We start from the raw sequence: 23,067 nt of genomic DNA on the forward strand, positions 1-23,067 counted from the left end.
GCCTGCGCCGGCCCCGGCGGCTTCGCAGCTCCCGCTGCGGTCGCCGTAAACCCCGCCGGTGACCGTGCCGTCACCGGCGCAGGCGCTCCCTGCCGGCTTCGCCGCCGGCAGATCGAACACCCGGCCGAGCAGCGTCGCCCACTCCGCTCTCGTCAGCATCCGGCCGGGCTCGAACCGCCCGCCGGTGCCTTCGACCACGCCCTGCGCTTTCAGCCGCAGGACGGCGTCCCGGGCCCAGTGTCCCCGAAGATCGGGGAACACGCTGTTTTGCGGCGATATGTACGATTCAATGCCTCGGGCAATACCAAGCGCCATCGTCTGGCGCATCGACTCGCTGGCCAGCAGCTCCGCATCCGCTGCGTTCGAGAGGAACGCCGTCTCTACGAGAATGCTCGGAACTGTTCCCATCCGCACGACATATACCGCACTGGGAACGAGCCCTTTGTTGTCCAGCCCCGTCGTTTGCACGAAGGCGTCCAGCACCTGCTGCGCCAGCTTGCGGCTTTCCGGTGTGAGCGCCTTCATCTCTTCGCTGGCGGGGTAGCTGCTCTGAGGGTAGGCGTCGTCATAATAAAGCACCATGGCCCCGCGCGTGTTCGCGTTAAAATACGAATTCGCATGAACGGAGACGAACAGATCGGCCTGCTGTCCATTGGTGAAGTCTACGCGTCCCTTGAGCGAAAGATAATCGTCGGTATCCCGGGACATGACCACCTCGTAGCCCCGCCGGACAAGCAGGTCCCGCAGCCGGCGGGCAATGTCCAGATTCACCGTTTTCTCTTTCAGGCCATTCACCCCGATGGCCCCGGGATCGGAGCCCCCATGTCCTGCGTCGACGACAATTTTCGCAGCCGAGACATGCCCCGGCAGCACCAGAAGGGCGAACGCGAGCAAAGCGGCCCGCATCCATGGTTTTCGCATCTTCCGGTCCACTCCTTCCTTGATCCGGTTTCTATTGTACGGGTACTTCTTGCATCCGGTAAGCGGTAAAATATTCCTTCGCGCGAAGAAGTCCTTTGTTCAAGCGCGAAAGCGCATGTAAACTTTCTCCCCGCAAGAAAAGCTTCCTCGAAAGATACGAATGGTTCTTCCTCGAAAAGGCTTCGGCATGAAGCTTTTCTTCTTAAAAGTCCGCTTGTTCCTTCGCGAGTTATGGTATAATGACGTGTGGCATTTCGAAGCGGCCGATTGCATTTTTTACGAAAGAGGTATCCTATATTTTGAAAAAGAATACGCTCACGTTCATCCTCATGCTGCTGCTCGGGCTCGTCGCCGGAACGCTCATCGGCCAACTGCTGTCGCCGTATGCGGGCTTGTCCTTTTTGACCAAATCCGTAGAGCTGACCTGGCAGCCCAAAGCCGATCTGTTGGTCATCCGGTACGATTTGAATCTGCAGATTCGGCTGAATCTGATCAGCATCGTCGGGCTGGCGGCCGGCTTTTGGCTGTACCGCAAGCTTTAGGGCAAAAAGCGACTTGGGGCAAAGCCCCATTATACAAACTTTCGAAACGAGGGACCGGTTTATGACGCTCACGACAACCAAAACCTTGATTCTGGCTTCATCTTCCCCGCGCCGTCAGGAGCTGATCCGCTTCCTGCAATTGCCTTTCGTCGTCCAGGCGAGCGATGCGGACGAAACGACGGACGCCGGCCTGACGCCTTCGCAAATCGTTGAAGAGCTGTCCAGGCGTAAGGCGCTGGCAGTGCTCGCGCGTTTGAAAGCGGACGATTCCGCGCCGGAGGACGGAGTCGTTATCGGATCGGACACCATCGTCGTATGGCAGGGCGAAGTGCTCGGCAAGCCGCAGGACGCAGAGGACGCTTTCCGGATGCTTCGCGCGCTTCAGGGCACGGAACACGAAGTATACAGCGGGTTAGCCTGCATCGAGCTGACAGCGGATAGCGCCCCCAACGGCGAAGCCGCCAGCACGGAAGCTTCGGTTACGCGGCTCCCGGGGGCTGTTTATGCAAAGTCCGCCGATCGTCTTACGGGAAGCTGCCGCATGACCGTCGGGCACAGCGTGACCAAAGTCGGCATGAAGCCGCTCACGGACGAGCAAATTCGGAATTACATCCGGACGGGGGAGCCGATGGATAAAGCGGGGGCTTATGGCATCCAAGGCTTGGGCTCCACCCTGATTCAAAAGATCGACGGCGATTATTTTACCGTGGTCGGTTTGCCTATGTACCTGTTGTCCGAGATGTTGACGGCTCACGGGATCCGGGTGCCATAGAGCCGGACGCCTTCCGGCCGAATCCACGGGCAAATCGCAAAATGTCTCCAGGAAAGGCGCCCTTCATCCGGCGCTTTTCGCGTCCCTCTCGCTTCCGTTCCGACCATCAATTTCCAACGGGTTCAGGGACTGAAATCGACTTCGGCTTCCGAAGTGATATATAGGTTTTAGCGCTTGTCTTGCGCGCATCAGCGCTGTAGTCGTCGCATTTTACCGGTCGCTGTCATTTGACAAAACATCATGCTATAATGAGAAATCGGACATCTCAAAGAAAGAAGGGGAAGCATGGAATCGCCCAATATGACCCTGCGCGATGTCCCCAGCGAAGACCGACCGAGAGAGCGCATGATGTTGTATGGGGCACAAGCATTGAGCAATGCGGAACTGCTGGCCATTTTGCTCCGCACCGGTACATACCAGGAATCGGCCGTTCACGTTGCCCAGCGACTGCTTCTCGAATGCGGAGGTCTCCGTATGCTGACGGACATGAGCATGGAGCAGCTTACCGAAATTAAAGGCATCGGCGAAGCCAAAGCGCTGCAGATTCAAGCGGGCATCGAGCTCGGGAGAAGGCTGGCGCGAAGCACGATGAACGAAACGGTTACGATTCGCTCGCCGCAGGACGTCGCTGCGCTGCTGATGGAGGATTTGCGCTATTTGCAGAAAGAGCATTTTGTGTGCCTGTTCTTAAATACGAAAAATCACGTCATCGGGCAGGAAACCTTATCGATGGGCAGCTTAAACGCCTCCATCGTGCATCCCCGCGAAGTGTTCCGGGCCGCCATCAAGCGCAGCAGCGCTTCGATCGTATGCGCCCACAATCATCCGAGCGGCGATCCTACGCCGAGTCCGGAGGACGTGGAAATTACCAAGCGATTAGTCCAAGCGGGCGAAATTGTCGGGATTGACGTGCTGGATCATATCGTCATCGGCGACAAGCGCTACGTAAGTTTGAAGGAGCTTGGATTCATGTAATATAATGAAAGAAACGGGCCGGTCGGCAGGAGATTCGGGATTGGACGAACCCCGGCCGTCAGGCCGCAAATGCGCTGCCGCAGCAATGCGGCAGCTCCTCGTAAGCCGCATCAAACAAACCATTCCGCGTGATCAGCGCCTCAAATAGAGAAGGGAGCACCAACCATGTTCGGAGGATTCACAAAAGATCTGGGTATCGACCTGGGAACCGCAAATACATTAGTTTACGTCAAAGGCAAAGGCATCGTCGTGCGCGAGCCGTCCGTCGTCGCGATTCGCACGGATACGAAAACGATCGAGGCCGTAGGCAACGACGCGAAGAAGATGATCGGCAGAACGCCGGGCAATATCCGCGCGATTCGCCCGATGAAAGACGGCGTCATTGCCGATTTCGAGACCACGTCGACGATGATCAAATATTTCCTCCGTCAAGCGCAGAAGCAGCGCGTTTTGTTCCAACGCCACCCGAGCGTCATGGTGTGCGTCCCCTCGGGAATTACCGCAGTGGAGAAGCGTGCGGTAGAAGATGCGACGCGCCAAGCCGGCGCCCGCGATGCCTACACGATCGAAGAGCCGTTCGCCGCGGCCATCGGCGCCGATCTTCCAGTATGGGAGCCGACCGGCAGCATGGTGGTGGATATCGGAGGAGGGACGACCGAGGTCGCCGTTATTTCTCTTGGCGGCATCGTTACCAGCCGCTCGATCCGCGTGGCCGGGGACGAGATGGATGAAGCGATCATCCAATATATTAAACGCACATACAATTTGATGATCGGCGAGCGCACGGCGGAACAGATCAAGATGGAGATCGGTTCGGCACTGCCGTTGGAGCCGGCGACCCGTCTTGAAATCCGCGGCCGCGATCTCGTGTCCGGCCTGCCTAAAACGATGGCCGTGACGTCCGACGAAATTACCGAAGCGCTTGGTGACACGGTAAACAGTATCGTGGAGGCCGTCAAGGTGACGCTTGAGAAATGCCCGCCGGAGCTGGCGGCCGACATTATGGACCGCGGCATTGTCCTGACCGGCGGCGGGGGCTTGCTCCGCAATCTGGATAAGCTGCTGTCCCGCGAAACCGGCATGCCGGTGCTGGTCGCCGAGAATCCTTTGGATTGCGTGGCGATCGGCACCGGACGCGCGCTGGAGAACATTCATTTGTTCAAAACGAGAACCGGCCCTACAAGCAGGTCCAGGCGCTAAGCGCAGTATCGGGTTGGAAGGTGTAGCCATTGAAACTACTGGGGAATAAAAGACTGCTGATCTTGATGCTCGGCCTCATCTGTTTTATTGCGCTGATGGGGCTGACCTTCGGTCAACTGGGGTATAAAACTTGGCCGGAGAAATTTATGAAGGATACGATTTCATGGACGCAAGGACTGATTTATAAGCCGGTCGGTTTTATTGCCGGCGTGTTCGAAGAAGTGAACCGGCTGCGTACGCTGCATGAAGAAAATACGGTACTGCGGGAAACGTTGTCCCGATACGCCCGCGATACGACGCGGCTGAACGACTTGGAGCTGCAGAATGAACGGCTGCAGGCAGCGCTCGGCTTCACGGAGCGGCAAAAGTCGATGAACAAATATAACTTCCGGATTGCGGAAGTGGTGACGTTCCAGCAAGCGAACAAAACGATTACGATTAACTTAGGAGAAAAAGACGGCATCCGCCCGAACATGGCCGTTCAATCGGTCGAAGGCTTGCTCGGCCGTGTTGTTGCGGTTTCCAATTTTTATTCCGATGTTCAGCTTTTGACGGGTATTGATGACAAAGCCGCTTCTAATTCCAAAGCGATAACTGTTACCGTGAAAGGGAAAGAAAACGAATCGTTCGGTATGATCGAGCATTTCGATCCCGACAAACAGAAGCTGATCATGACGAAAATCGAACCCAACGATAAGCTTCAGGTAGGCGACACGATTATTACGCATGGAGCGGGACTTGTTTTCCCGCGCGGCATTGAAATCGGCAAAGTGGTGGAACGGTATGAGGGCGAAGCCGTCACCCATGTCGCCGCCATCGAACCGTTTGCTTCCTTCAACCATCTTCGCGAAGTATTCGTCATCGAAGTGCCGGAATTGAGGTGAGCCGCATGAGTCATAAAAAGCTGTGGCTGATGCTCTCCGTGTTGTTTCTGCTGGAAGGAACGCTTCTCCCGTGGCTCGTTCCCGTCGCCTGGCAATCGAAGGTTCAGGTGGACCCGCATTTCGTACTTGTTATCGTTTTATTTATCGGACTTTATATCAACCGGCATACGGCGCTTGTGTACGGCCTCGTTTTCGGTATGCTGCACGACTTCATCTATCATTCGCCTATGCTCGGCCCGGTATCGTTCGGGATGGGGCTTGCAGGCTATTTGGCCGGCATGCTGCAAGGACGCATTTATTCGAGCATCGTGATCAGCATGGTAGTGATCGGGCTCGGCAATTTGTTTTACGATACGGCGATCTACGGCTTGTTCCGGCTGTTTCGTGTCACACATACGAACCTTGAGTGGGTATTCCTTCATCAGATGCTGCCGAGCATGCTCATCAACCTGTTGTTTGCGCTTGCGATTTACGTGCCGATCCGCAAGCTTTTCGAGAGTCTTCCGGTGAAGCAGTCGGAGGAAATGGAATAATTTTTAACGCAAGGCAGCAGGAGAACGCCCGCGCCAAGCCGAATTGTATAGGCTTAGGAGGTAGGAGCGGTTATGGCGGCAGCTAAACATCATGTGACCATCAAAGGTGTGAAGGATGGATTGGTGTTTTTGCTTGACGACGCGTGCGAGTTTTCCGACGTGGTCGCCGAGCTGAGACACAAGCTGGAGAAGACGCATCAGCAAATTTTAACCGGCCCGATCATTCATGTGCACGTCAAGCTCGGCAACCGGGCGGTGACCGACGAGCAGCGGGAGCTGGTGCGCAGCATCATCAGTCAAAAGGGCAACCTGCTTGTCCAATCCGTAGAGACGGCAGATCCTTCGCACGAGCGAGCGCCGCAGGGGACTCCGGAAGTGAGAATCGTTCGGGGAATCGTCCGCTCGGGCCAGACGTTTTCGCACGAGGGCGACATTTTATATTTAGGGGACATTAACCCGGGCGGAGCTATCATCAGCTCGGGCAGCATATATGTGATGGGCTCGCTTCGCGGCATGGCGCATGCGGGGGTCGACGGAGACGAAAGGTCCATTATCGCCGCTTCGCATATGAGGCCGACGCAGCTTCGCATCGCAGGAATTATCAGCCGTCCTCCTGACGAATGGGGTCTTGGCGACGCTTTCGATACGTACATGGAATTCGCTTACGTAAAGGACGGCAAAATGGAAATCGACAAAATCCATCATTTGCACAAGTTCGGCTTGAATGTACACGCTTGATGGTAAAGGAGTGGGACCTATGGGAGAGGCAATCGTTATCACGTCCGGCAAAGGGGGCGTCGGCAAAACGACGACGTCCGCGAATATCGGAACGGCTTTGGCGCTGCAGGGAAAAAAGGTCGTCATGGTTGATACGGACATCGGTCTCCGCAACTTGGACGTCGTGATGGGCCTTGAAAACCGCATTATTTACGACTTGATTGATGTCGCCGAAGGACGGTGCCGACTGCCGCAAGCGCTCGTGAAGGATAAGCGCTTCGACGAGCTGTACATGCTGCCGGCTGCCCAGACGAAAGACAAGCACGCGATTTCGCCGGAAGCGGTTCGGCAAATTGTGGTTGAGCTCAAGCGCGATTTCGACTTTGTGATTATCGATTGTCCGGCCGGAATCGAGCAGGGCTTTAAGAATGCGGTAGCGGGCGCGGACAAGGCGATTGTCGTGACGACGCCGGAAAACGCCGCCGTACGGGATGCCGACCGCATCATCGGCCTTTTGGAAAAAGAGCCGAACGTCGAGTCGCCGAAGCTCGTGATCAACCGCATTCGTCCGAACATGGTCAAAAAAGGCGAGATGCTCGACATCGACGAGATTTGCTCTGTCCTTGCCATCGATCTGCTTGGCATCGTTCCGGATGACGAGTATGTCATTAAAGCGGCGAATATCGGCGAGCCAACCGTGATGAATCCGAATTCGCGAGCAGCGATCGCTTACCGCAATATCGCCCGACGGATGCTTGGCGATTCGGTGCCGTTGATGCCCATGGAAGAGAAAACCGGGGTGTTCAATAAAATGAAAAAGTTTCTCGGAATAGGATGAACGTCAGGTGCTGCACAAGCTGAAAAAAATCGATGTGCCCATCGTAGTCATACTTCTCGCCTTCATGGTCATCAGCACGATGCTCGTGTACAGCGCGACGCTAAACTCAAAAACAATTACGTTTGAACCGAAAAAAATAATCGTCATTTACATCGTATCCATTATTGCCTTTTTGGTCACCACCTTGATCGATTACCGGATACTGACCAAAGTATCCTTTTATTTATACGGATTCGGCGTGCTTCTTCTCATTGCCGTTCTATTGTTCGGCGAAAAGATCGGCGGGGCGAGAGGCTGGTTTTCCCTTCCGCTCGTCAAGCTTGACTTTCAGCCCGTGGAATTATTCAAAATCATTTTGATTCTAACTTTGGCCATGTTCATTGCCAGGCGCAAAGGGGAGCCGCTTGAGCTGCTTCAGGATGTTGTTCCCGTCGGCTTGATTACGTTCATCCCCGTTGTCCTGGTCGCGGTTCAGCCTGACCTTGGCAATGCGATGATTCTGGTTGTCATCTTGTGCGGCATGTATTGGATTGGCAACATGAGGCTAAGCTATTTGCTTATTGGGGCACTGGTCATTGCCGGGGCCGCCTATTTGTTTTTATATTTATTTCAGCATTATCATACGGATATTCAGCAGTTTTTCCAGGCCAAAAAATGGCCGACCCACTGGATGGACCGCATCAATACGTTTATTAGTCCGGAAACGGCCAGCAAGGACGACAAATGGCAGGTGGACAATGCCATCCGCGCGATCGGCTCGGGCTCGTTGATCGGGGAAGGCTATTTGAACGGATCGTCCGTTCATAGCAACCGGATTCCCGTCGTTTACACGGATGCGATATTCGTCGTTGTCGGCGAAGAGTTCGGTTTTGTCGGGGCCTCCGTTTTGCTGCTGTTGTATTTTGTATTGATTTACCGCATGATTCTCATCTCGATTTACTGCAACCACCTCGCCGGGACCTATATTATTATCGGTATCGTCTCCATGATGGTTTTCCAAATTTTCGAAAACATCAGCATGTGGATCGGTATTATGCCTGTAACCGGCATAACACTGCCATTCATCAGCTATGGGGGAACCTCGCTGCTGATCAACATGATTGCGATGGGGCTCGTTATGAGCGTGCGGCTGCACGATGACAAGCTGCTTGAGGATGAATGAACGAAGGTTAACAGCCATATGAAGCGAAGTGAAGCACCCTGGTGAAGGGTGCTTTTTTGCATCTAGCCTGGTTAGGTTTTGAGCGGAACCGAATCCATTCGTTGCTCCTTCTCCTTGTCCGTATATTTGCAGGTACAAGCTCATAGGATGGAATATACGAGCTTGAATGCGGGAGGGGCAGGGGGATGGAAACGAGAAAAAACGTCCGGGAACGCCGGTCCGAAAAAATACGCAAGCTGCAGGAAGGCGGAGGCCGCCGGCCAGGCAGAGACACGGAATATGCGCACTTCGAATTTCCGTCCGGAGGAGAGATTCGCGAATGGGAGTGGGACCGGGATAGCTTGGGCACGGGTAGCGAATGGAGGTTTCGATCCGACGACCCGCGCGGCTTGCCCGGACCTTATTCGCGGCAGGAGGGGCCGACGAGGCCGGACTTATACGATCCCGCCGATCCGGAGGAGGAATGGAACCGCAAATGGCAGCGGGAACTGTCCCGCATGAGCCGGGAGGACGACGGAGGAACGTTTTTTCGTCCGGGTGGCCCCCGCGCCGGGCGGCTTGCAGTCCGGCTGCTGATCAGCGGGATGCTGTTCGCTGCCGTATGGGGCATGTTTCTGCTGGACCGTCCTTGGGCGAATAAGGGCAAGCAGTGGGTAACCGCCGCTTTAACCGAGCCGTTCGATACGGTGGCGCTTGCCTCGTGGTACGAGAGCAAGTTCGGCAGCGCCCCTTCGTTTCTCCCGGCGATGAACCCTGCGAAGCATACGGAAGCGCAGAAGGTTGCTGTTGTCTCGAAGCACTACTTTCCGCCCGTCGCCGGTAAGCTCATTGCTCCGTTTACACCGGTGCAGGGCGGGGTTCTTGTGGAAGCGGCGGCTGGCTCGCCCGTGGCGACCATAGATACGGGACTGGTCACGTTCGCCGGCCCGAAAGAAGATATCGGCTTTACCGTGGTGCTTCGGCATGCGGAGGGCATGGAGTCCGTGTACGGGCATTTGGAGCCGGGAAAGGTGCAGCCAGGCGATTGGTTCAAAGGAGGAGAGTCGATTGGCACGATAGCGGAACCCGCAGGGGGGCAGGGAGCGGGAACGCTCTTTTTTGCCGTGTCGAAGAACGGTAAACCTGTCAATCCGATGGACGTGATTTCATTTGATTAAACCCGGGAGAGGCAGGCCGTGGAACGAATGGTTTGGCATCCGCTACCGCTTTCATCCGCTGTTTTCGATTCTGCTTCTGCTATCCGTATGGACGGGATATTTTATCGAAACGGCAACGCTGTTCGGAATCGTACTCATTCACGAGCTGGGACACGTCGCGGCTGCCCGGAGCTTCGGCTGGCGGATCCGGGAAGTGCAGCTGCTGCCCTTCGGAGGCGTCGCTTCGCTGGAGGACCCCGGCGGCGTTCCTGCCGTTCAGGACCTTGTCGTCGCTCTGGCCGGACCCCTGCAGAACGTCTGGATGATGGCGGTCGGCTCGTTTTTGACTGCGGTCGGTCTGTTCTCCGAGCCTTGGGGCTCCTATTTCGTACAGGCGAACCTGCTGATCGCCTTGTTCAATCTCCTTCCGGTGCTGCCGCTGGACGGAGGCAAGGTGATGCAGGTCCTGGTTGGGTGGTGGCTTCCTTATCAACGAACGATACAGGTGACAGCCGGAGCCAGTCTGCTGTTAAGCGCACTGTTGATCGGCGCCGCCGGTGTGCACCTGTTCTCGGAAAAAGGCGGCATTCAGCTCAATTGGCTGATGATCGGACTGTTTTTGCTTTACTCCAATTGGTACGAATGGCGAAGCGTGCCTTACCGCTTCATGCGTTTTCTGGTGCATCGCGAAGCGCGGTTCAAGGACATAAGAGAGGGGAAAGGAGCGCTGGCCGGACCGATTGTGGTGCCGGGGAACCGCAGAGTGACCGAGGTGGTACGGTTGTTCATGCGCGACCGGTATCATTTGCTTTATGTGCTGGACGACAAAGGGCGCATTCGCTATGTCGTACCCGAGCGCGCGGTGCTCGCTCATTACTTTGACAAAACAAAAAGAGGAAAGTCGCTTGCCGAGCTTTTCGCCTAAAGAATGTGGTACAATAGGGCCGAGGTGTTGCTGCACATGAAACGTATATTGGTGAAATGCGACGAAGAGCATACCGAGGTAGCCGTTCAGGAGAACGGCAAGCTCATGGAATATTACAAGGGCGAGCGGAATCAGGGGCAATTGGCCGGAAATATATATATCGGGCGCGTAGTGCGGGTGCTGCAGGGAATGCAGTCGGCTTTTGTCGATATCGGGCTGGAGCGCAACGGGTTTCTATATATTGACGACCTGCTGCCGGCCCATATGGATAAGCAGCCTAAGGAAAAGCCGCCCATCCATGATTTGGTCAAAGTGGGACAGCAAATTATGGTCCAGGTCGTCAAGGAGCCTGTCGGCACCAAGGGAGCTCGCGTTACGACGCATTTCTCGCTTCCGGGCCGCTTCGGCGTCTACATGCCATTCGCCGATTACATCGGCGTATCCCGCAAAATCGACAGCGCCGCCGACCGCGAGCGGTTGAAACGGATGGCGGAGCGTCATCTGCGGCCCGGAGAAGGCTTCATCGTGCGTACGGCAGCCCTGGGAGAGCCCGAGGAGGCGCTGGCGGCCAATCTCGAGGAGCTTCGTATCCGCTGGCAGCAGCTGGAGAAAATATCCCGATCGGACGGAGACGTGCCGCGCAAAATTTACAGCGATCTGGAAATGCTCCCGCGTTTGCTGCGCGATTTGGTCCGTGACGATGTACAGGAGCTGATTGTAGGCTCCGAGCAGTTGCTGCAGGAGGTGCGCGGACTTATCGCCTCCCCTCGTTCGGAGGGGCTCGCCGATCGGGTCAAGCTTCGTCCCCATACCGACCCGATTGCGGAATATGGGGTGGAGAAACAGCTCGAGCAAGGACTTAGGCGCAAGGTATGGCTGGACAACGGCGGATATTTGATCGTTGACCGGACGGAGGCACTGACCGTCTTTGACGTTAATACGGGCAAGTATACGGGCTCGATCGATCTGGAGCAGACGGTGTTCGACACGAACCTCGAAGCGGCCAGAGAGATTGCGAGACTTCTACGGCTGCGCGATATCGGGGGACTGATCATCATCGACTTCATCGATATGGAAACGGAAAGCTCCCGCCAGCAGGTGCTCGAAGAGCTGATACGGGAAACGAAGAAGGACCGGACGAAGACGGTCGTCGTCGGATGGACTAAGCTCGGGCTTGTGGAGCTGACGCGCAAAAAAGTGCGGGACAGCAAAGAGGCGGCGGCTCTGAAATCGTGTCCGACCTGCGGAGGCAGCGGATTTGTCGAAAGCAGCAATTAAAGTCTTGCTTTTTGTTTAGGCTTTGTGATATTATATTTCAGTATGTTGCTATAGCATGCTGTAACCGCACGAAGCGGGTTGTTTCAAGCGTTTGTCCGGTTCGGACAACCACCTGGCTTTAGGCGAGTCTGAGACATGAGGAGGTGCAACAATGTACGCAATTATTGAAACTGGTGGTAAACAGTACAAAGTCCAAGAGGGCGATGTTCTTTACATCGAAAAACTCGAAGCAGGCGAAGGCGAAGCGGTGACGTTTGACCGCGTATTGGCCGTATCCGGCGCTAACGGTTTGGTGGTAGGCGCTCCGGTTGTTTCCGGCGCTTCCGTATCGGGTAAAGTTGAAAAGCATGGCAAAGGCGAGAAAATCATCGTTTACAAATACAAAGCGAAGAAAAACTATCGCCGCAAGCAAGGCCATCGTCAACCTTACACTAAAGTTGTGATCGAAAAGATCCAAGCGTAAGAAGCCATGATTCGGGTCGCGATAACACGGGGGCCGGGCAGGCGGATTGAACGTTTTACCGTTGACGGACATGCGCAATACGACGAACCGGGCAAGGACATTGTTTGTGCCGGCGTCTCTGCCGTTACCGTAGGAACGGTAAACGCCGTCGAAACGCTGACGGGAATTCAGCTTGGAACGCGCATGAAGCACGGACTGCTTCAAGTCAAGATTCCGGCGGAGCTCGAGGCGGACATCGACGAAAAAGTACAGCTGCTGCTGGAAAGCATGGTTGTCATGCTGAAATCTATTGAACAATCGTATGGTGCATATATAGCGATGCAAGATACATCATCAATCGAGTAAGGAGGTAGACAGACATGTTGCAATTGAATCTTCAGTTGTTTGCATCCAAAAAGGGTGTAGGTTCCACAAAGAACGGTCGTGACAGTATTGCGAAGCGCCTTGGCGTTAAGCGTGCCGACGGTCAAAAAGTGACGGCAGGAAGCATCCTCGTTCGTCAACGCGGAACGAAAATTCACCCGGGCAACAACGTGGGAATCGGCTCGGACGATACGCTTTTTGCTAAGATTGAAGGCGTTGTGAAATTCGAACGTTTAGGCCGCGATCGTAAGAAAGTGAGCGTCTACCCTGTGTCGGCTGCTCCGGTAGCCGCAGCAGTGGAAGTTTAATTTCCATCATCAACGTCCAAACCCCTGGCGAACGATGCTCGCCGGGGTTTTTTCTTAGTTGGACCCGGAATATTTTGTAAGTTCATGGAGGGACACCGTGAATTTTGCCGCACGGCGTGCTATACTGATAGGATAAAGGACGAACCGGAACGGAGAGGGTAAGCGTGACGTCGAACGCACAAGGTCGTACTAACGATGTACAATTTTACGATGCGGCGAAGCCGATGACGGCGCTGGGGGCCTTGCTCGATGGGCCGGATTCGGACCTTCGTTTGCTTCGGTTATTCAATCATTACCGGCATGACTGGATGAACGATATCCAAATTTTGATGGGCTACGTGCAGTTGAAAAAGTATGATAAATTGCTTCCGTTAATGGAGAAAATAAAAGAGAAGGTCAGGCAGGAGAGCTATGTCTCCAAGCTTGGGATACCTTCCTTGATCGTGTATCTGCTAACATTTCAGGCAGAGGTCAAAGAACTGCGCCTTGAAATAGCGCTGGAAGAAGAAATTCATCTGCAGGAGCTTATGGAACCGCAGGAAGCGGCGGATGCCGTTATGGCGATGCTCGCTTGTTTCAGGGAAGAAGCCGGCGATTCCAAAGACGAAGAGAATGTTCTTGAATTACGGCTGGTCCGGACGAAAGACCGTTTGAAGCTGACGGCCTGTTACGAAGGGAAATATGCGGCACAGCGGCTGCAGCGTAAAGAAAGAGCGCTTCAGGAAACGAACGAAAGCTTGGAAACGTATTACGGCGAACATACGGCTGTGTGGACGTTATGGTGGTCCTACCGGCATTGATACATAAAGAGGGTGAACTTGATGTTTGTAGACAAGGCGAAGATTTATGTTAAAGGCGGTGACGGAGGCGACGGTTTGGTTGCTTTCCGGCGGGAGAAGTACGTTCCCGAGGGAGGACCGGCCGGAGGCGACGGCGGGGATGGCGGCGATGTCATTTTCCGTGTGGACGAAGGATTGCGCACGCTGGTGGATTTTCGGTACCAAAAGCACTTTAAAGCGCAGCGCGGTGAAAAAGGTCGAAATAAAAGCCAGCACGGAGCGAATGCGGATGATATGGTCGTGCGGGTTCCGCCAGGAACGGTTGTCATCGACGACGATACCCAGGAGATCATTGCCGATTTGACGCGTCACGGTCAGGAAGTGATCGTGGCCAAAGGCGGCCGGGGAGGCCGCGGCAACACCCGGTTTGCGACACCCAATAACCCGGCTCCGGAAATAGCCGAGAACGGGGAAGAAGGCGTCGAACGCTGGGTTGTGCTTGAACTGAAGGTTATGGCGGACGTCGGTCTGGTCGGTTTTCCGAGCGTAGGGAAATCGACGCTATTGTCTGTCGTATCGGGCGCCAAGCCGAAGATCGGGGCGTATCACTTTACGACGTTGACTCCGAATCTGGGAGTGGTCGAGGTAGGCGACGGACGCAGCTTCGTCATGGCGGATTTGCCCGGTTTGATCGAAGGGGCCCACGAAGGAATAGGATTGGGTCACGAGTTTTTGCGGCACGTCGAACGGACGCGGATCATTGTCCACGTGGTGGACATGGCGGCGACCGAAGGGCGCGATCCGTTCGAAGACTGGGTCAAAATCAACGACGAGCTGAAGCTTTATAACGCGAAGCTGGAAGAGCGGCCGCAGATCGTCGCTGCCAATAAGATGGATATGCCCGGTGCGGAGGAGCAGCTTGCCGAATTTAAGCGCAAGCTTGCCGAAATCGGCAAAGAAGTAGATATTTATCCGATTTCCGCCCTGTCCCGGACCGGTGTGCAGGAGCTGTTGTACAAGGTCGCCGACAAGCTGGAGGCCATTCCGGAAATGCCGATGGTGGACGAACTGGTTGAATTGTCGGAGCGTAAGGTGTACCGTTTGGAGGCCGAGGAAGGCGAGGACTTCACGATTCGTCGGGAAAACGAAGTCTTCGTTGTCGACAGCCCGAGCATTGAGAAGCTCATCAAGCGGACGAACTTCAGCACCCATGAATCGGTGATGCGGTTTGCGCGCATTTTGCGGAAGAAGGGTGTCGATCAAGCGCTGCGCGAGCGTGGGGCGAAGGACGGGCAGACGATTCGCATCGGGGATTTCGAATTTGAGTTCGTAGAACAGGAATAGACAATCGAAAGCATCAATCTCACGTGTGATAAACATGTGAGGTTGATGCTTTTTTATTGATTAGTTTGGTGCATATACAAATGGAACGATAAGAAAAAGGCTATTGAACTTTTTGGATTTGAATTGTATAGTAAATATATGTGATAAAACATTACATTTATTTGACGTTTGGCCTTGTGAAAATCGCTTGTATATTTGGTTGAATGATCAATTCATGTTATTATAATTAACATTAATATTTGATGGAGGATACGGAGCCTTAGACAGGCCTTCGTATCCGTATATACCTCGCTCTCTCGTGCTCTACCTTTACCTTTCACATGCGAAGGGTCAATATTTTCCGGAGGTGATTCCGTTTTGAAGGAGTGGATCAAAGCGGTAGGGACCCGGAAACCCGGGACCCGGCACTTGAGCTATGACGAAGCGGTGGCAGCCGCACACGCCATTGCGCGCGGAGACTCGACGGATGCGCAGACGGCCGCATTTCTGATGGCGATGCGGATGAGAGGGGAATCGGAAGAGGAAATGACGGGCTTCATCGATGTTTTCCGCAAATATTCCCTGCCCTATCGCTCGTTCTCTCACTCGCTTAACTGTGCCGGTCCGCATGACGGACGGTCGTGCTTTCCGGTGACGATTCCGGTCTGTCTGCTGCTGGCATCCGTCGGCTTTCCCCAAGTACTGCATGGCAGCGAATCGTTTTCCCCGCGAACGGGGCAATCGCTGAAATCGCTTCTGGAAGGGCTCGGGATTCAAGTCGTGCTTGGGGCGAGAGAATGGGAAACGGCATTTTTGCAGCTCGGCATCGGTTTTATCTGGACGGAGCTCATGTGTCCGCCGTTCGGCCGCTTACGCCCCGTTCGGGAGCAAATGGGCTTGAGAACGTTGCTCGATACGGTCGAGCAGGCCATGAATCCGGTTCACTCGCAAAATATCGTCCTTGGGGTTCGTCATAAGACGGCGATGGAGCGGCTGCTGAAGCTGCTGCCGAAATCCGGAGTGGAAACGGCTTACCTTATCCAAGGGATGGAAGGCACGGAAGATTTGCCGCTTCACAAAAACAGCTCGATCCGCAAGGTTACGCCATGGGGCGACGAGGCCAGCACGATCGATCCCGGGACGTTCGGCTTTCACGGTGCCCCCTTGGAGAAATGCGGCAAAGAACGCCAGCTGGAGCTGCTGGAGCGCATCGTGCAAGGGGAAGAAGCGCCGGAATTGCGCAACGAGCGGGAGCATGTCGTGTTTAATGCCGGGCTGCGATTGTATTGGTTTGACAAGGTCGGCTCGTACGAGGAAGGCTTCCAGCTCGCCCGTTCCTTATTGCAGCGCAAAGAAGCGTTTAAGCTGCTGGTTAAATGGCGGGAGCTCAGCGGCATCGGCCGGAGCGGAAAGCTGTCACGGAAGAAAATGAGCGGTTAATGGGAGCGGGCTGCAAAAGCTGAAAAGTGATGTTAGGGAGGGCGCTCAATAAGGGCGCCCTCTTTGCTTTTGACGCGGGAAGAAGATCAAACCTGCTGCGGGTCGATGAGCTGCGTCCAATGCACGGCAGAATTACCGGCTTCGTCGTAGCCCGCCGTTCCAACCCACACGTGGGGATTCGGCCCTTCGGTAAAATAATGCTCCAGCAGCTTGCGGAAAATAAACGGGATGTCGCGGTGGAGCACCTGATGGCGCGGAATCCAATGCAGCTCTCCCTCGTCGGTAGAGCCGACGTCCCTTTTCAAAGCTTCGGCCGTGTAGATAAACTGCTGGCGTACCTCCTGCTGGTTAAGGCGTATCAAGATGTACTGCAGCCGCAGATTCGCGATATGCTCCGCCAGCAGTCCGGTTTCCTCGTGAATTTCCCGAAGGACTGCAGCCGCCGGATCGCCGATTTCGTGCGGCTCCAGATGTCCGCCAACGGACGCCCACAAGCCGGGGGACAGCGTCCGGTTAGGCGAGCGCTTCATCATAAGCATATCGTTTCCGTGAAATAAGATAGCCGTAGCCATCAAACGGGCTCGTATCAAGCTTCGTCCTCTCCTTTATGCTTTACGCGGATGTAATGAATACCACTTTATCATAAAATATCGAAAAAAGCCTATTGCGGGAAGTCTTCGCTTTGCGCTATAATGTCCACTAGGTAAAAACAATCGTCTTTGTAGAGAGGACTGTTACAGTGCCGGAAAAACAAGCCGTTCAGGATAGCCGGATCGGGACGGAGCGCTACTTTTTGGTGCGTGAAGATATACTGCCCGAGGCGCTGATTAAGACGGTGCAGGCCAAAGAGCTGCTGGCCCGCGGAGAGGTGAAAACCATTCATGAAGCGGTGGAGCAGGTAGAGCTGAGCCGAAGCGCTTTTTACAAGTATAAGGACGGGATTTTCCCGCTCAGCAAGCTCGAACGGGAGCGGATCGTGACGATCTCGATGGATCTGGAGCATCGGCCGGCGATTTTGTCCCGGGTTCTCGCCATGATTGCAGGGCTTGAGGGCAACGTGCTGACGATCCACCAGACGATCCCGCTGCAGGGCGTAGCCAACGTTGTCATCTCGGTGGAAACGTCCATGATGGGCGAGAACGTGGCCTCGCTGCTCGATAAGCTGCGCAGCCAGGAAGGAGTAAGCCGGGCCGCTTTGGTGGGGCAAGGCTAGAACCAATTTTTGGGACTATCTACTTTATGCACTACTACAATCAGGAGGAACCCTATGAAACCGGTCAAAGTTGGATTACTCGGTCTCGGTACGGTCGGTACCGGGGTCGTTCGCATCGTGGAAGGACATCAGCACGATCTGATGAGCCAATCGGGCTCGCCGATCGAGATCGTTAAAATTTTGGTGCAGGATAAAAACAAGGCCCGCAATATCAGCGTTTCGCCGGATATGCTGACGGAAAATCCCTGGGATGTCATCGAGAACCCGGAGATCGACGTGATCGTCGAAGTCATGGGCGGCATCGAGCTGACGAAGCAGCTGATGCTCGGTGCGCTGGAGCGCGGCAAGCACATCGTGACGGCCAACAAGGACCTGATGGCGCTGCACGGTCCGGAAATATTGGCGAAGGCCGCCGAGAAAGGCTGCGACGTCTTCTACGAAGCAAGCGTAGCCGGCGGCATCCCGATCATCCGCACGTTGATCGAAGGCTTTTCTTCGGACCGGATCACCAAGATTATGGGTATCGTCAACGGTACGACGAATTATATTTTGACGAAAATGAGCCAGGAAGGCGCAGCTTACGCCGATGTGCTGAAGGAAGCACAGGAGCTCGGCTATGCCGAAGCCGACCCGACCTCCGATGTCGAAGGCTTCGATGCGGCGCGGAAAATGACGATTCTCGGCACGCTTGGCTTTCACGCGAATGTCGCGCTAGCCGACGTGGAAGTGAAGGGGATCTCCGGCGTAACGAAAGAGGATATTGCGTACGGCAAACGTTTGGGTTATGAAGTCAAGCTGCTCGGCATCGCCGAGCGCCAGGACGAGCATATCAGCATCAGCGTTCAACCGACGATGGTGAAGACGTCGCACCCGCTGGCGTCCGTCAACGGAGTGTTCAACGCCGTCTACGTGTACGGAGAAGCGGTGGGCGAGACGATGTTTTACGGCCCCGGCGCGGGCGAGATGCCGACGGCAACGTCGGTTGTGGCCGACCTTGTCGCTGTCGTCCGCAACCTGAATCTTGGCGTGAACGGCCGTCGCGGGTTCATCCCGTACAAAGAGAAGAAGCTGAAAACCGACGAGCAGATCGCTTCCAAAAACTTCATCCTGCTGCACGTCGCCGACAAAGCGGGCGTGCTTGCCCAAATCACGCAGGTGTTCGCCGAGCACGGGGTTAGTCTGGAGTCGGTTCTGCAGCACCCGAATGCGACGAATCCGCTTGCCGAAATTATCATCGTTACCCACGACGCCAACAAGGCGGCGATGAACAAGGTGCTCAAACAATTCGAAGCTATGGACGTCGTTCATGCGATCAAAAGCGTATACCGAGTGGAGGGCTAATCGAAATGAGATACATGGGACTGCTGCAGACCTATAAACAATACTTGCCGGTGAACGACAACACGCCGCTGCTCACCCTGCAGGAAGGCAACACGCCGCTCGTCCGCGCGGAGAATTTGTCGAACGAGCTCGACCTCGACATTTATTTCAAATATGAGGGCTTGAACCCGACCGGCTCGTTCAAAGACCGCGGGATGGTTATGGCCGTTGCCAAGGCGATGGAAGAGGGTAGCCGCACGATTATGTGCGCCTCGACAGGGAATACGTCGGCAGCGGCGGCCGCTTATGCCGCGCGCGGCGGGCTGAACTGCATCGTGCTGATCCCGAACAACAATATCGCGCTCGGCAAGCTGGCTCAGGCAATTATTTACGGCGCCAAGGTCATTGCGATCGAAGGAAACTTCGACCGTGCGCTTGAGATCGTACGCGAAATTACGGCCAAGCATCCGATCACGCTGGTGAACTCCGTCAATCCGTTCCGGATTGAGGGCCAGAAGACGGCGGCGTTCGAGGTGTGCGACCAGCTTGGCAAAGCACCGGACTATCTCGCGATTCCGGTCGGCAACGCGGGCAACATTACCGCTTATTGGAAAGGGTTCAAGGAGTACTATGAGAACGGCAAATCGAAATCGCTGCCGAAAATGATCGGCTTCGAAGCAGAGGGGGCAGCGGCCATCGTGCGCGGCGAACCGATCCCGAACCCGGAAACGATCGCGACGGCGATCCGCATCGGCAACCCGGCCACTTGGAAGGGTGCGGAAGCGGCGGCCAAAGATTCCGGCGGTCAAATCAATTTCGTGACGGACGAGCAGATCTTGCAGGCCTACAAGACGATTGCCGCGCGCGAAGGGATCTTTGCCGAGCCGGCTTCGGCGGCTTCGATCGCCGGCGTCATGAAGCTGAAGAACGAAGGCTACTTCGAGAAGGGCCAATCCGTTGTGTGCGTGCTGACGGGACACGGTCTCAAAGATCCGAACATCGCCATCAAGAGCGTCAGCGCGGAACCGATGGTCGTGCAAGACTCCGAAGAAGCGGTCATGGAAGCGATCCGCAAGCTCGAAGGTTAGGGGCGTCGCGGTCACTATGGAAAACAGCAGCAGGAGAGTGCGCGTCAAGGTGCCGGCCAGCACGGCCAACCTCGGCCCCGGCTTCGATACGCTGGGAATGGCATTGAATTTGTATGCTTGGATTGAAATGGGTCTTGCCGAGACAACGCAGATCGAGCTTTTTGGCGATCAGATGAACGGCGTGCCTGCGGATAAAAGCAATCTCATTTACAAAGTAGCCCAAATGGTGTTCGAACGGGCGGGTGTCCGTCATCCGGAGCTGTACATTGCGATGTACAGCGACATTCCGTTGACGCGCGGCCTGGGCAGCAGCGCTTCGGCGATTGTCGGCGCGCTGGCTGCGGCTAACGCGCTGATCGATCGTCCGTTTACCGACGACGACTTGTTTCAAATGGCGACGGAGCTGGAGCAGCACCCCGACAATGTCGGGGCCTCGCTGTTCGGCGGCATCGTCGTCGCCTTCTGGGACGGCAAGCGGGCGGAGCATATCCGCATCGAGCCGCATGAACAGTTGGAAGTGCTGGTGGCGATCCCGCACTTCCAGCTGTCGACGGACAAAGCTCGCGGGGTGCTGCCGCGCGAGCAGAGCCTCGAGAACGCCGTCTTCAACGTCGGCCATTCGTCGGTGCTGGTAGCCGCCCTGTGCACCGGGCGGCTCGATATGATCGCGCGCGCGATGAAGGACGCGCTGCATCAGCCTTACCGGGCTCCGCTCGTGCCCGGGCTCGCCAAGATCCTCGCCGAAGCGACGGACCATGGCGCGCTCGGCGTCGCGCTTAGCGGCGCGGGTCCGACGATGCTGGCGCTCGTCGACCGCCGCAGCTCCCGGAAGGCGGAGCTTGAGGCGTTCATGCGGGGAACGTTGAAGGAAGAGGGGATCGAGGCCTCTACGATGTGGCTGAGTCCCGACAGAGCCGGGGTTCAGGCGCACCGCTTGACCTCTGCGGACAGCGGACGTACATTATTTGAAATGATAAAGGGAGAGAACCGGGCATGAAGCGAATATCGCTCCTCGGACCTGGAACGTACACCGAAGAATCCGCACATCATTATCTTGGTCGGGACGCTTTTGAATACGTAAATTACAAATTGATTGCGGATGTGTTCGAATCGACGGTGAACGGTGTGACCGATTACAGCGTGATTCCGATCGAGAATACGTTCGAAGGCTCTGTCAGCCTGCATATGGACTGGCTCGTGCACAATGTCGACCTGCCGATTCAGGCGGAATGGATTTATCCTATTTCGATTAATCTGCTGCGTTTGCCCGGAGGACCGGGCGGTGCGGACGAACTGGAGGAGGCTTGCGGAGCGATCCGCAAAATATATTCTCACGGGGTGACTTTGGCGCAGTGCCAGCAGTTTCTGCGTACGCATTTGCCCAATGTCGAACTGGAGCCTGTGGGCAGTAACGGCGAGGCGGCGCGCATGGTCAGAGAGCTCGGAGACCCTGCCGCCGCTGCGCTTGCGCCGCTCGGTGCAGGAGCATTGTACGGGCTGGAAACGCTGGCGGCGGGCGTGCAGGACCATCAAAACAATTTTACGCGTTTCGTGCTGATCGGCCACGAGAAGCCGCCGCTTAAAGAGACGGCCGACCGGAAAACGACCATCCTGGTCACGCTGCCGGAGGATTTTCCAGGCGCGCTGCATCAGGTGCTTTCGGCGTTTGCCTGGAGGCGCATCAACTTGTCCAAAATCGAGTCCCGACCGACGAAGAAAAAGCTGGGAAGCTATTTTTTTTATATCGACATCGAGGCTTCGATGGATTCCGTGCTGCTTCCCGCAGCTCTGCAAGAAATCGAGGCTATCGGCTGTCAAGTCCGGCTCATGGGCTGCTACCCTACGTTTGCTTACGGAACTCAAACGGCAAAGGTCTAGCCCGATTGGCATAAGTCGTCTGCCGGATGAACGCAAACATTCGACGCTCCCGCCGAAATTTCGTAAACGATTAGCTGCCGTAGGACGACAACCGACAATATTTTTCTATAAACCGATAGATTTAAGGGAATCCGCTGCGGCGGGTTTCTTTTTTTGGGGTTTTGCCTAGACGCCGGGGATTACGCTCTACCGTGCATGTAGAGGGAAGCGGCGGTTTCGTACCATTTTTTTCGTTTCGGATGGTCAAATGCCTACTTTGCTGCATAAACTGTAATGTCATTTTGTTCCGGAGCGCCAGCGGGCTTCATGGAGCCGGTCCCGGGCCGGAAAAAGTCAATACGACTTCCGCACAACTTGAAGGAGGTTTATGCAGTGAAGATTCATATCGTCAAGAAAGGCGAGTCGCTCTACGGGCTTTCCCAAAAGTACGGCGTCGAGCTCGACAAGCTGATCGCGGCCAACCCGCAAATCACCGATCCGAACGTCATCGATGTCGGGCAGAAGGTGAAAATCCCCCATGCGCCGAAGCCGGTAGCCCCCCCGCCAACGGATTATTTGTATAAGCACGTCGTAGTTCAGGGGGACTCGCTATGGAAGTTGGGCAAAGCGTGGGGAGTTCCGCTCGCGGACATGATCGCGGCAAACCCGCAGCTTAAAAATCCAAATGTATTGATGACCGGCGATGTCGTCTACATTCCGAAGCCGGGCTCGAATCCGAATCCTTACCCGCCCGCCGCTCCGCAAGCTCCGCTGCCTGTTGAAGCGTCTCCGATCTCGGAGCTTCCGCTCGCGCCGAACGTAGGTATGCCTAATGTGGGTTCGCAGCCGGAGATGGAGACGCCGCATGTGGGGCCGCTCCCGAATTTGGGTATACCGCACGTCATGCCGCTGTCAAATATTCCACAGCCAAACGTGACGCCATTGTCGGTACAGCCGAATATCCCGCAGCCAAATGTGGAGCCATTTTCGATTCAGCCGAATATTCCGCAACCAAATGTGGAGCCCTTTT

At 55.5% G+C, this 23,067-nt stretch carries 26 protein-coding genes and 1 other annotated feature; of the genes, 24 read left to right on the plus strand and 2 right to left on the minus strand.

From position 1 onward, the window contains the following. Positions 1-921 (minus strand): N-acetylmuramoyl-L-alanine amidase (locus tag PEH01S_RS30255; RefSeq protein WP_127489890.1); only part of this gene is annotated, 921 nt, incomplete at its 3' end. Positions 922-1,220: 299 nt separating this feature from the next. On the opposite strand from PEH01S_RS30255, the gene PEH01S_RS30260 reads away from it, so the two are divergent. The 18 genes from PEH01S_RS30260 to PEH01S_RS30345 all read left to right on the plus strand — a co-directional run bounded on the left by PEH01S_RS30260 (position 1,221) and on the right by PEH01S_RS30345 (position 16,559). Next, on the plus strand, positions 1,221-1,463 hold the full coding sequence (locus tag PEH01S_RS30260; protein ID WP_025849634.1) for a DUF4321 domain-containing protein: 243 nt from the start codon (positions 1,221-1,223) through the stop codon (positions 1,461-1,463). Positions 1,464-1,524: 61 nt separating this feature from the next. Continuing rightward, on the plus strand, positions 1,525-2,235 hold the full coding sequence (locus PEH01S_RS30265; RefSeq protein WP_127489892.1) for a Maf family protein: 711 nt from the start codon (positions 1,525-1,527) through the stop codon (positions 2,233-2,235). Between the two features lie 285 nt (positions 2,236-2,520). Next, a complete protein-coding gene (radC, locus tag PEH01S_RS30270) occupies positions 2,521-3,210 on the plus strand; it encodes a RadC family protein (protein ID WP_025849632.1) in 690 nt (229 codons plus the stop codon). 165 nt (positions 3,211-3,375) lie between these two features. After that, entirely contained in the window at positions 3,376-4,410 is a 1,035-nt protein-coding gene (locus PEH01S_RS30275) for a rod shape-determining protein (protein WP_025849631.1), read from the plus strand. A 29-nt stretch (positions 4,411-4,439) separates the two neighbouring features. Further along, on the plus strand, positions 4,440-5,294 hold the full coding sequence (gene mreC, locus PEH01S_RS30280) for a rod shape-determining protein MreC (RefSeq protein WP_025849630.1): 855 nt from the start codon (positions 4,440-4,442) through the stop codon (positions 5,292-5,294). Positions 5,295-5,299: 5 nt separating this feature from the next. After that, the gene (mreD, locus tag PEH01S_RS30285; protein WP_025849629.1) at positions 5,300-5,827 is read left to right on the plus strand and encodes a rod shape-determining protein MreD; all 528 of its coding nucleotides are present in this window, start codon (positions 5,300-5,302) and stop codon (positions 5,825-5,827) included. Between the two features lie 72 nt (positions 5,828-5,899). Beyond that, positions 5,900-6,565, plus strand: coding sequence for a septum site-determining protein MinC (minC, locus tag PEH01S_RS30290; RefSeq protein WP_025849628.1), 666 nt, complete (start codon positions 5,900-5,902; stop codon positions 6,563-6,565). A gap of 19 nt (positions 6,566-6,584) precedes the next feature. Further along, positions 6,585-7,382, plus strand: a complete 798-nt coding sequence (gene minD, locus PEH01S_RS30295; protein ID WP_025849627.1) for a septum site-determining protein MinD — start codon at positions 6,585-6,587, stop codon at positions 7,380-7,382. A gap of 7 nt (positions 7,383-7,389) precedes the next feature. Further along, a complete protein-coding gene (locus PEH01S_RS30300) occupies positions 7,390-8,544 on the plus strand; it encodes an FtsW/RodA/SpoVE family cell cycle protein (RefSeq protein ID WP_025849626.1) in 1,155 nt (384 codons plus the stop codon). Positions 8,545-8,729: 185 nt separating this feature from the next. Then, positions 8,730-9,701, plus strand: coding sequence for a peptidoglycan DD-metalloendopeptidase family protein (locus tag PEH01S_RS30305; RefSeq protein WP_127489894.1), 972 nt, complete (start codon positions 8,730-8,732; stop codon positions 9,699-9,701). Further along, positions 9,694-10,605, plus strand: a complete 912-nt coding sequence (locus PEH01S_RS30310; protein ID WP_025849624.1) for a site-2 protease family protein — start codon at positions 9,694-9,696, stop codon at positions 10,603-10,605. Before PEH01S_RS30305 ends, PEH01S_RS30310 begins: the two co-directional genes overlap by 8 nt. 36 nt (positions 10,606-10,641) lie before the next feature. Next, positions 10,642-11,883: an Rne/Rng family ribonuclease gene (locus PEH01S_RS30315; protein ID WP_174807187.1), complete on the plus strand. Its 1,242-nt coding sequence runs from the start codon at positions 10,642-10,644 to the stop codon at positions 11,881-11,883. A 52-nt stretch (positions 11,884-11,935) separates the two neighbouring features. Continuing rightward, positions 11,936-12,023, plus strand: a sequence feature (ribosomal protein L21 leader region). 11 nt (positions 12,024-12,034) lie between these two features. Then, positions 12,035-12,346 carry a 50S ribosomal protein L21 gene (gene rplU / locus PEH01S_RS30320; RefSeq protein ID WP_010498637.1) on the plus strand — a complete coding sequence of 104 codons (312 nt, stop codon included), beginning with the start codon at positions 12,035-12,037 and terminating at the stop codon, positions 12,344-12,346. 6 nt (positions 12,347-12,352) lie between these two features. After that, the gene (locus tag PEH01S_RS30325; protein WP_025849622.1) at positions 12,353-12,691 is read left to right on the plus strand and encodes a ribosomal-processing cysteine protease Prp; all 339 of its coding nucleotides are present in this window, start codon (positions 12,353-12,355) and stop codon (positions 12,689-12,691) included. Between the two features lie 14 nt (positions 12,692-12,705). Beyond that, complete coding sequence (gene rpmA / locus PEH01S_RS30330) at positions 12,706-13,017, plus strand: 50S ribosomal protein L27 (protein WP_025849621.1); 312 nt, start codon at positions 12,706-12,708, stop codon at positions 13,015-13,017. 164 nt (positions 13,018-13,181) lie between these two features. Further along, positions 13,182-13,817: a Spo0B domain-containing protein gene (locus PEH01S_RS30335; protein ID WP_025849620.1), complete on the plus strand. Its 636-nt coding sequence runs from the start codon at positions 13,182-13,184 to the stop codon at positions 13,815-13,817. Between the two features lie 21 nt (positions 13,818-13,838). After that, entirely contained in the window at positions 13,839-15,140 is a 1,302-nt protein-coding gene (gene obgE, locus PEH01S_RS30340) for a GTPase ObgE (RefSeq protein WP_025849619.1), read from the plus strand. 357 nt (positions 15,141-15,497) lie between these two features. Continuing rightward, a complete protein-coding gene (locus tag PEH01S_RS30345; RefSeq protein WP_025849618.1) occupies positions 15,498-16,559 on the plus strand; it encodes an anthranilate phosphoribosyltransferase in 1,062 nt (353 codons plus the stop codon). An 86-nt stretch (positions 16,560-16,645) separates the two neighbouring features. On the opposite strand, the gene PEH01S_RS30350 is transcribed toward PEH01S_RS30345, so the two are convergent. Further along, positions 16,646-17,149 carry an NUDIX domain-containing protein gene (locus PEH01S_RS30350; RefSeq protein WP_025849617.1) on the minus strand — a complete coding sequence of 168 codons (504 nt, stop codon included), beginning with the start codon at positions 17,147-17,149 and terminating at the stop codon, positions 16,646-16,648. A gap of 149 nt (positions 17,150-17,298) precedes the next feature. Here PEH01S_RS30350 and PEH01S_RS30355 point away from each other — a divergent pair, with 149 nt between their 5' ends. From PEH01S_RS30355 to PEH01S_RS30380, 6 genes are all read left to right on the plus strand, one after another. Continuing rightward, positions 17,299-17,772 carry an ACT domain-containing protein gene (locus PEH01S_RS30355; RefSeq protein ID WP_025849616.1) on the plus strand — a complete coding sequence of 158 codons (474 nt, stop codon included), beginning with the start codon at positions 17,299-17,301 and terminating at the stop codon, positions 17,770-17,772. A 54-nt stretch (positions 17,773-17,826) separates the two neighbouring features. Next, on the plus strand, positions 17,827-19,113 hold the full coding sequence (locus PEH01S_RS30360; protein WP_025849615.1) for a homoserine dehydrogenase: 1,287 nt from the start codon (positions 17,827-17,829) through the stop codon (positions 19,111-19,113). A gap of 5 nt (positions 19,114-19,118) precedes the next feature. Further along, on the plus strand, positions 19,119-20,180 hold the full coding sequence (gene thrC / locus PEH01S_RS30365; RefSeq protein WP_025849614.1) for a threonine synthase: 1,062 nt from the start codon (positions 19,119-19,121) through the stop codon (positions 20,178-20,180). 16 nt (positions 20,181-20,196) lie between these two features. Beyond that, positions 20,197-21,177 (plus strand): homoserine kinase, encoded by a 981-nt coding sequence (gene thrB / locus PEH01S_RS30370; protein ID WP_025849613.1) that lies wholly within the window; start codon positions 20,197-20,199, stop codon positions 21,175-21,177. After that, a complete protein-coding gene (gene pheA, locus PEH01S_RS30375) occupies positions 21,174-22,058 on the plus strand; it encodes a prephenate dehydratase (protein ID WP_127489896.1) in 885 nt (294 codons plus the stop codon). The genes thrB and pheA overlap by 4 nt, the downstream gene beginning before the upstream one ends. 372 nt (positions 22,059-22,430) lie before the next feature. Beyond that, the coding region (locus PEH01S_RS30380; RefSeq protein ID WP_127489898.1) for a LysM peptidoglycan-binding domain-containing protein at positions 22,431-23,067 on the plus strand (637 nt) is incomplete at its 3' end.

This window comes from Paenibacillus ehimensis NBRC 15659, from assembly GCF_004000785.1.
In the GTDB taxonomy this organism is placed as follows: domain Bacteria; phylum Bacillota; class Bacilli; order Paenibacillales; family NBRC-103111; genus Paenibacillus_G; species Paenibacillus_G ehimensis.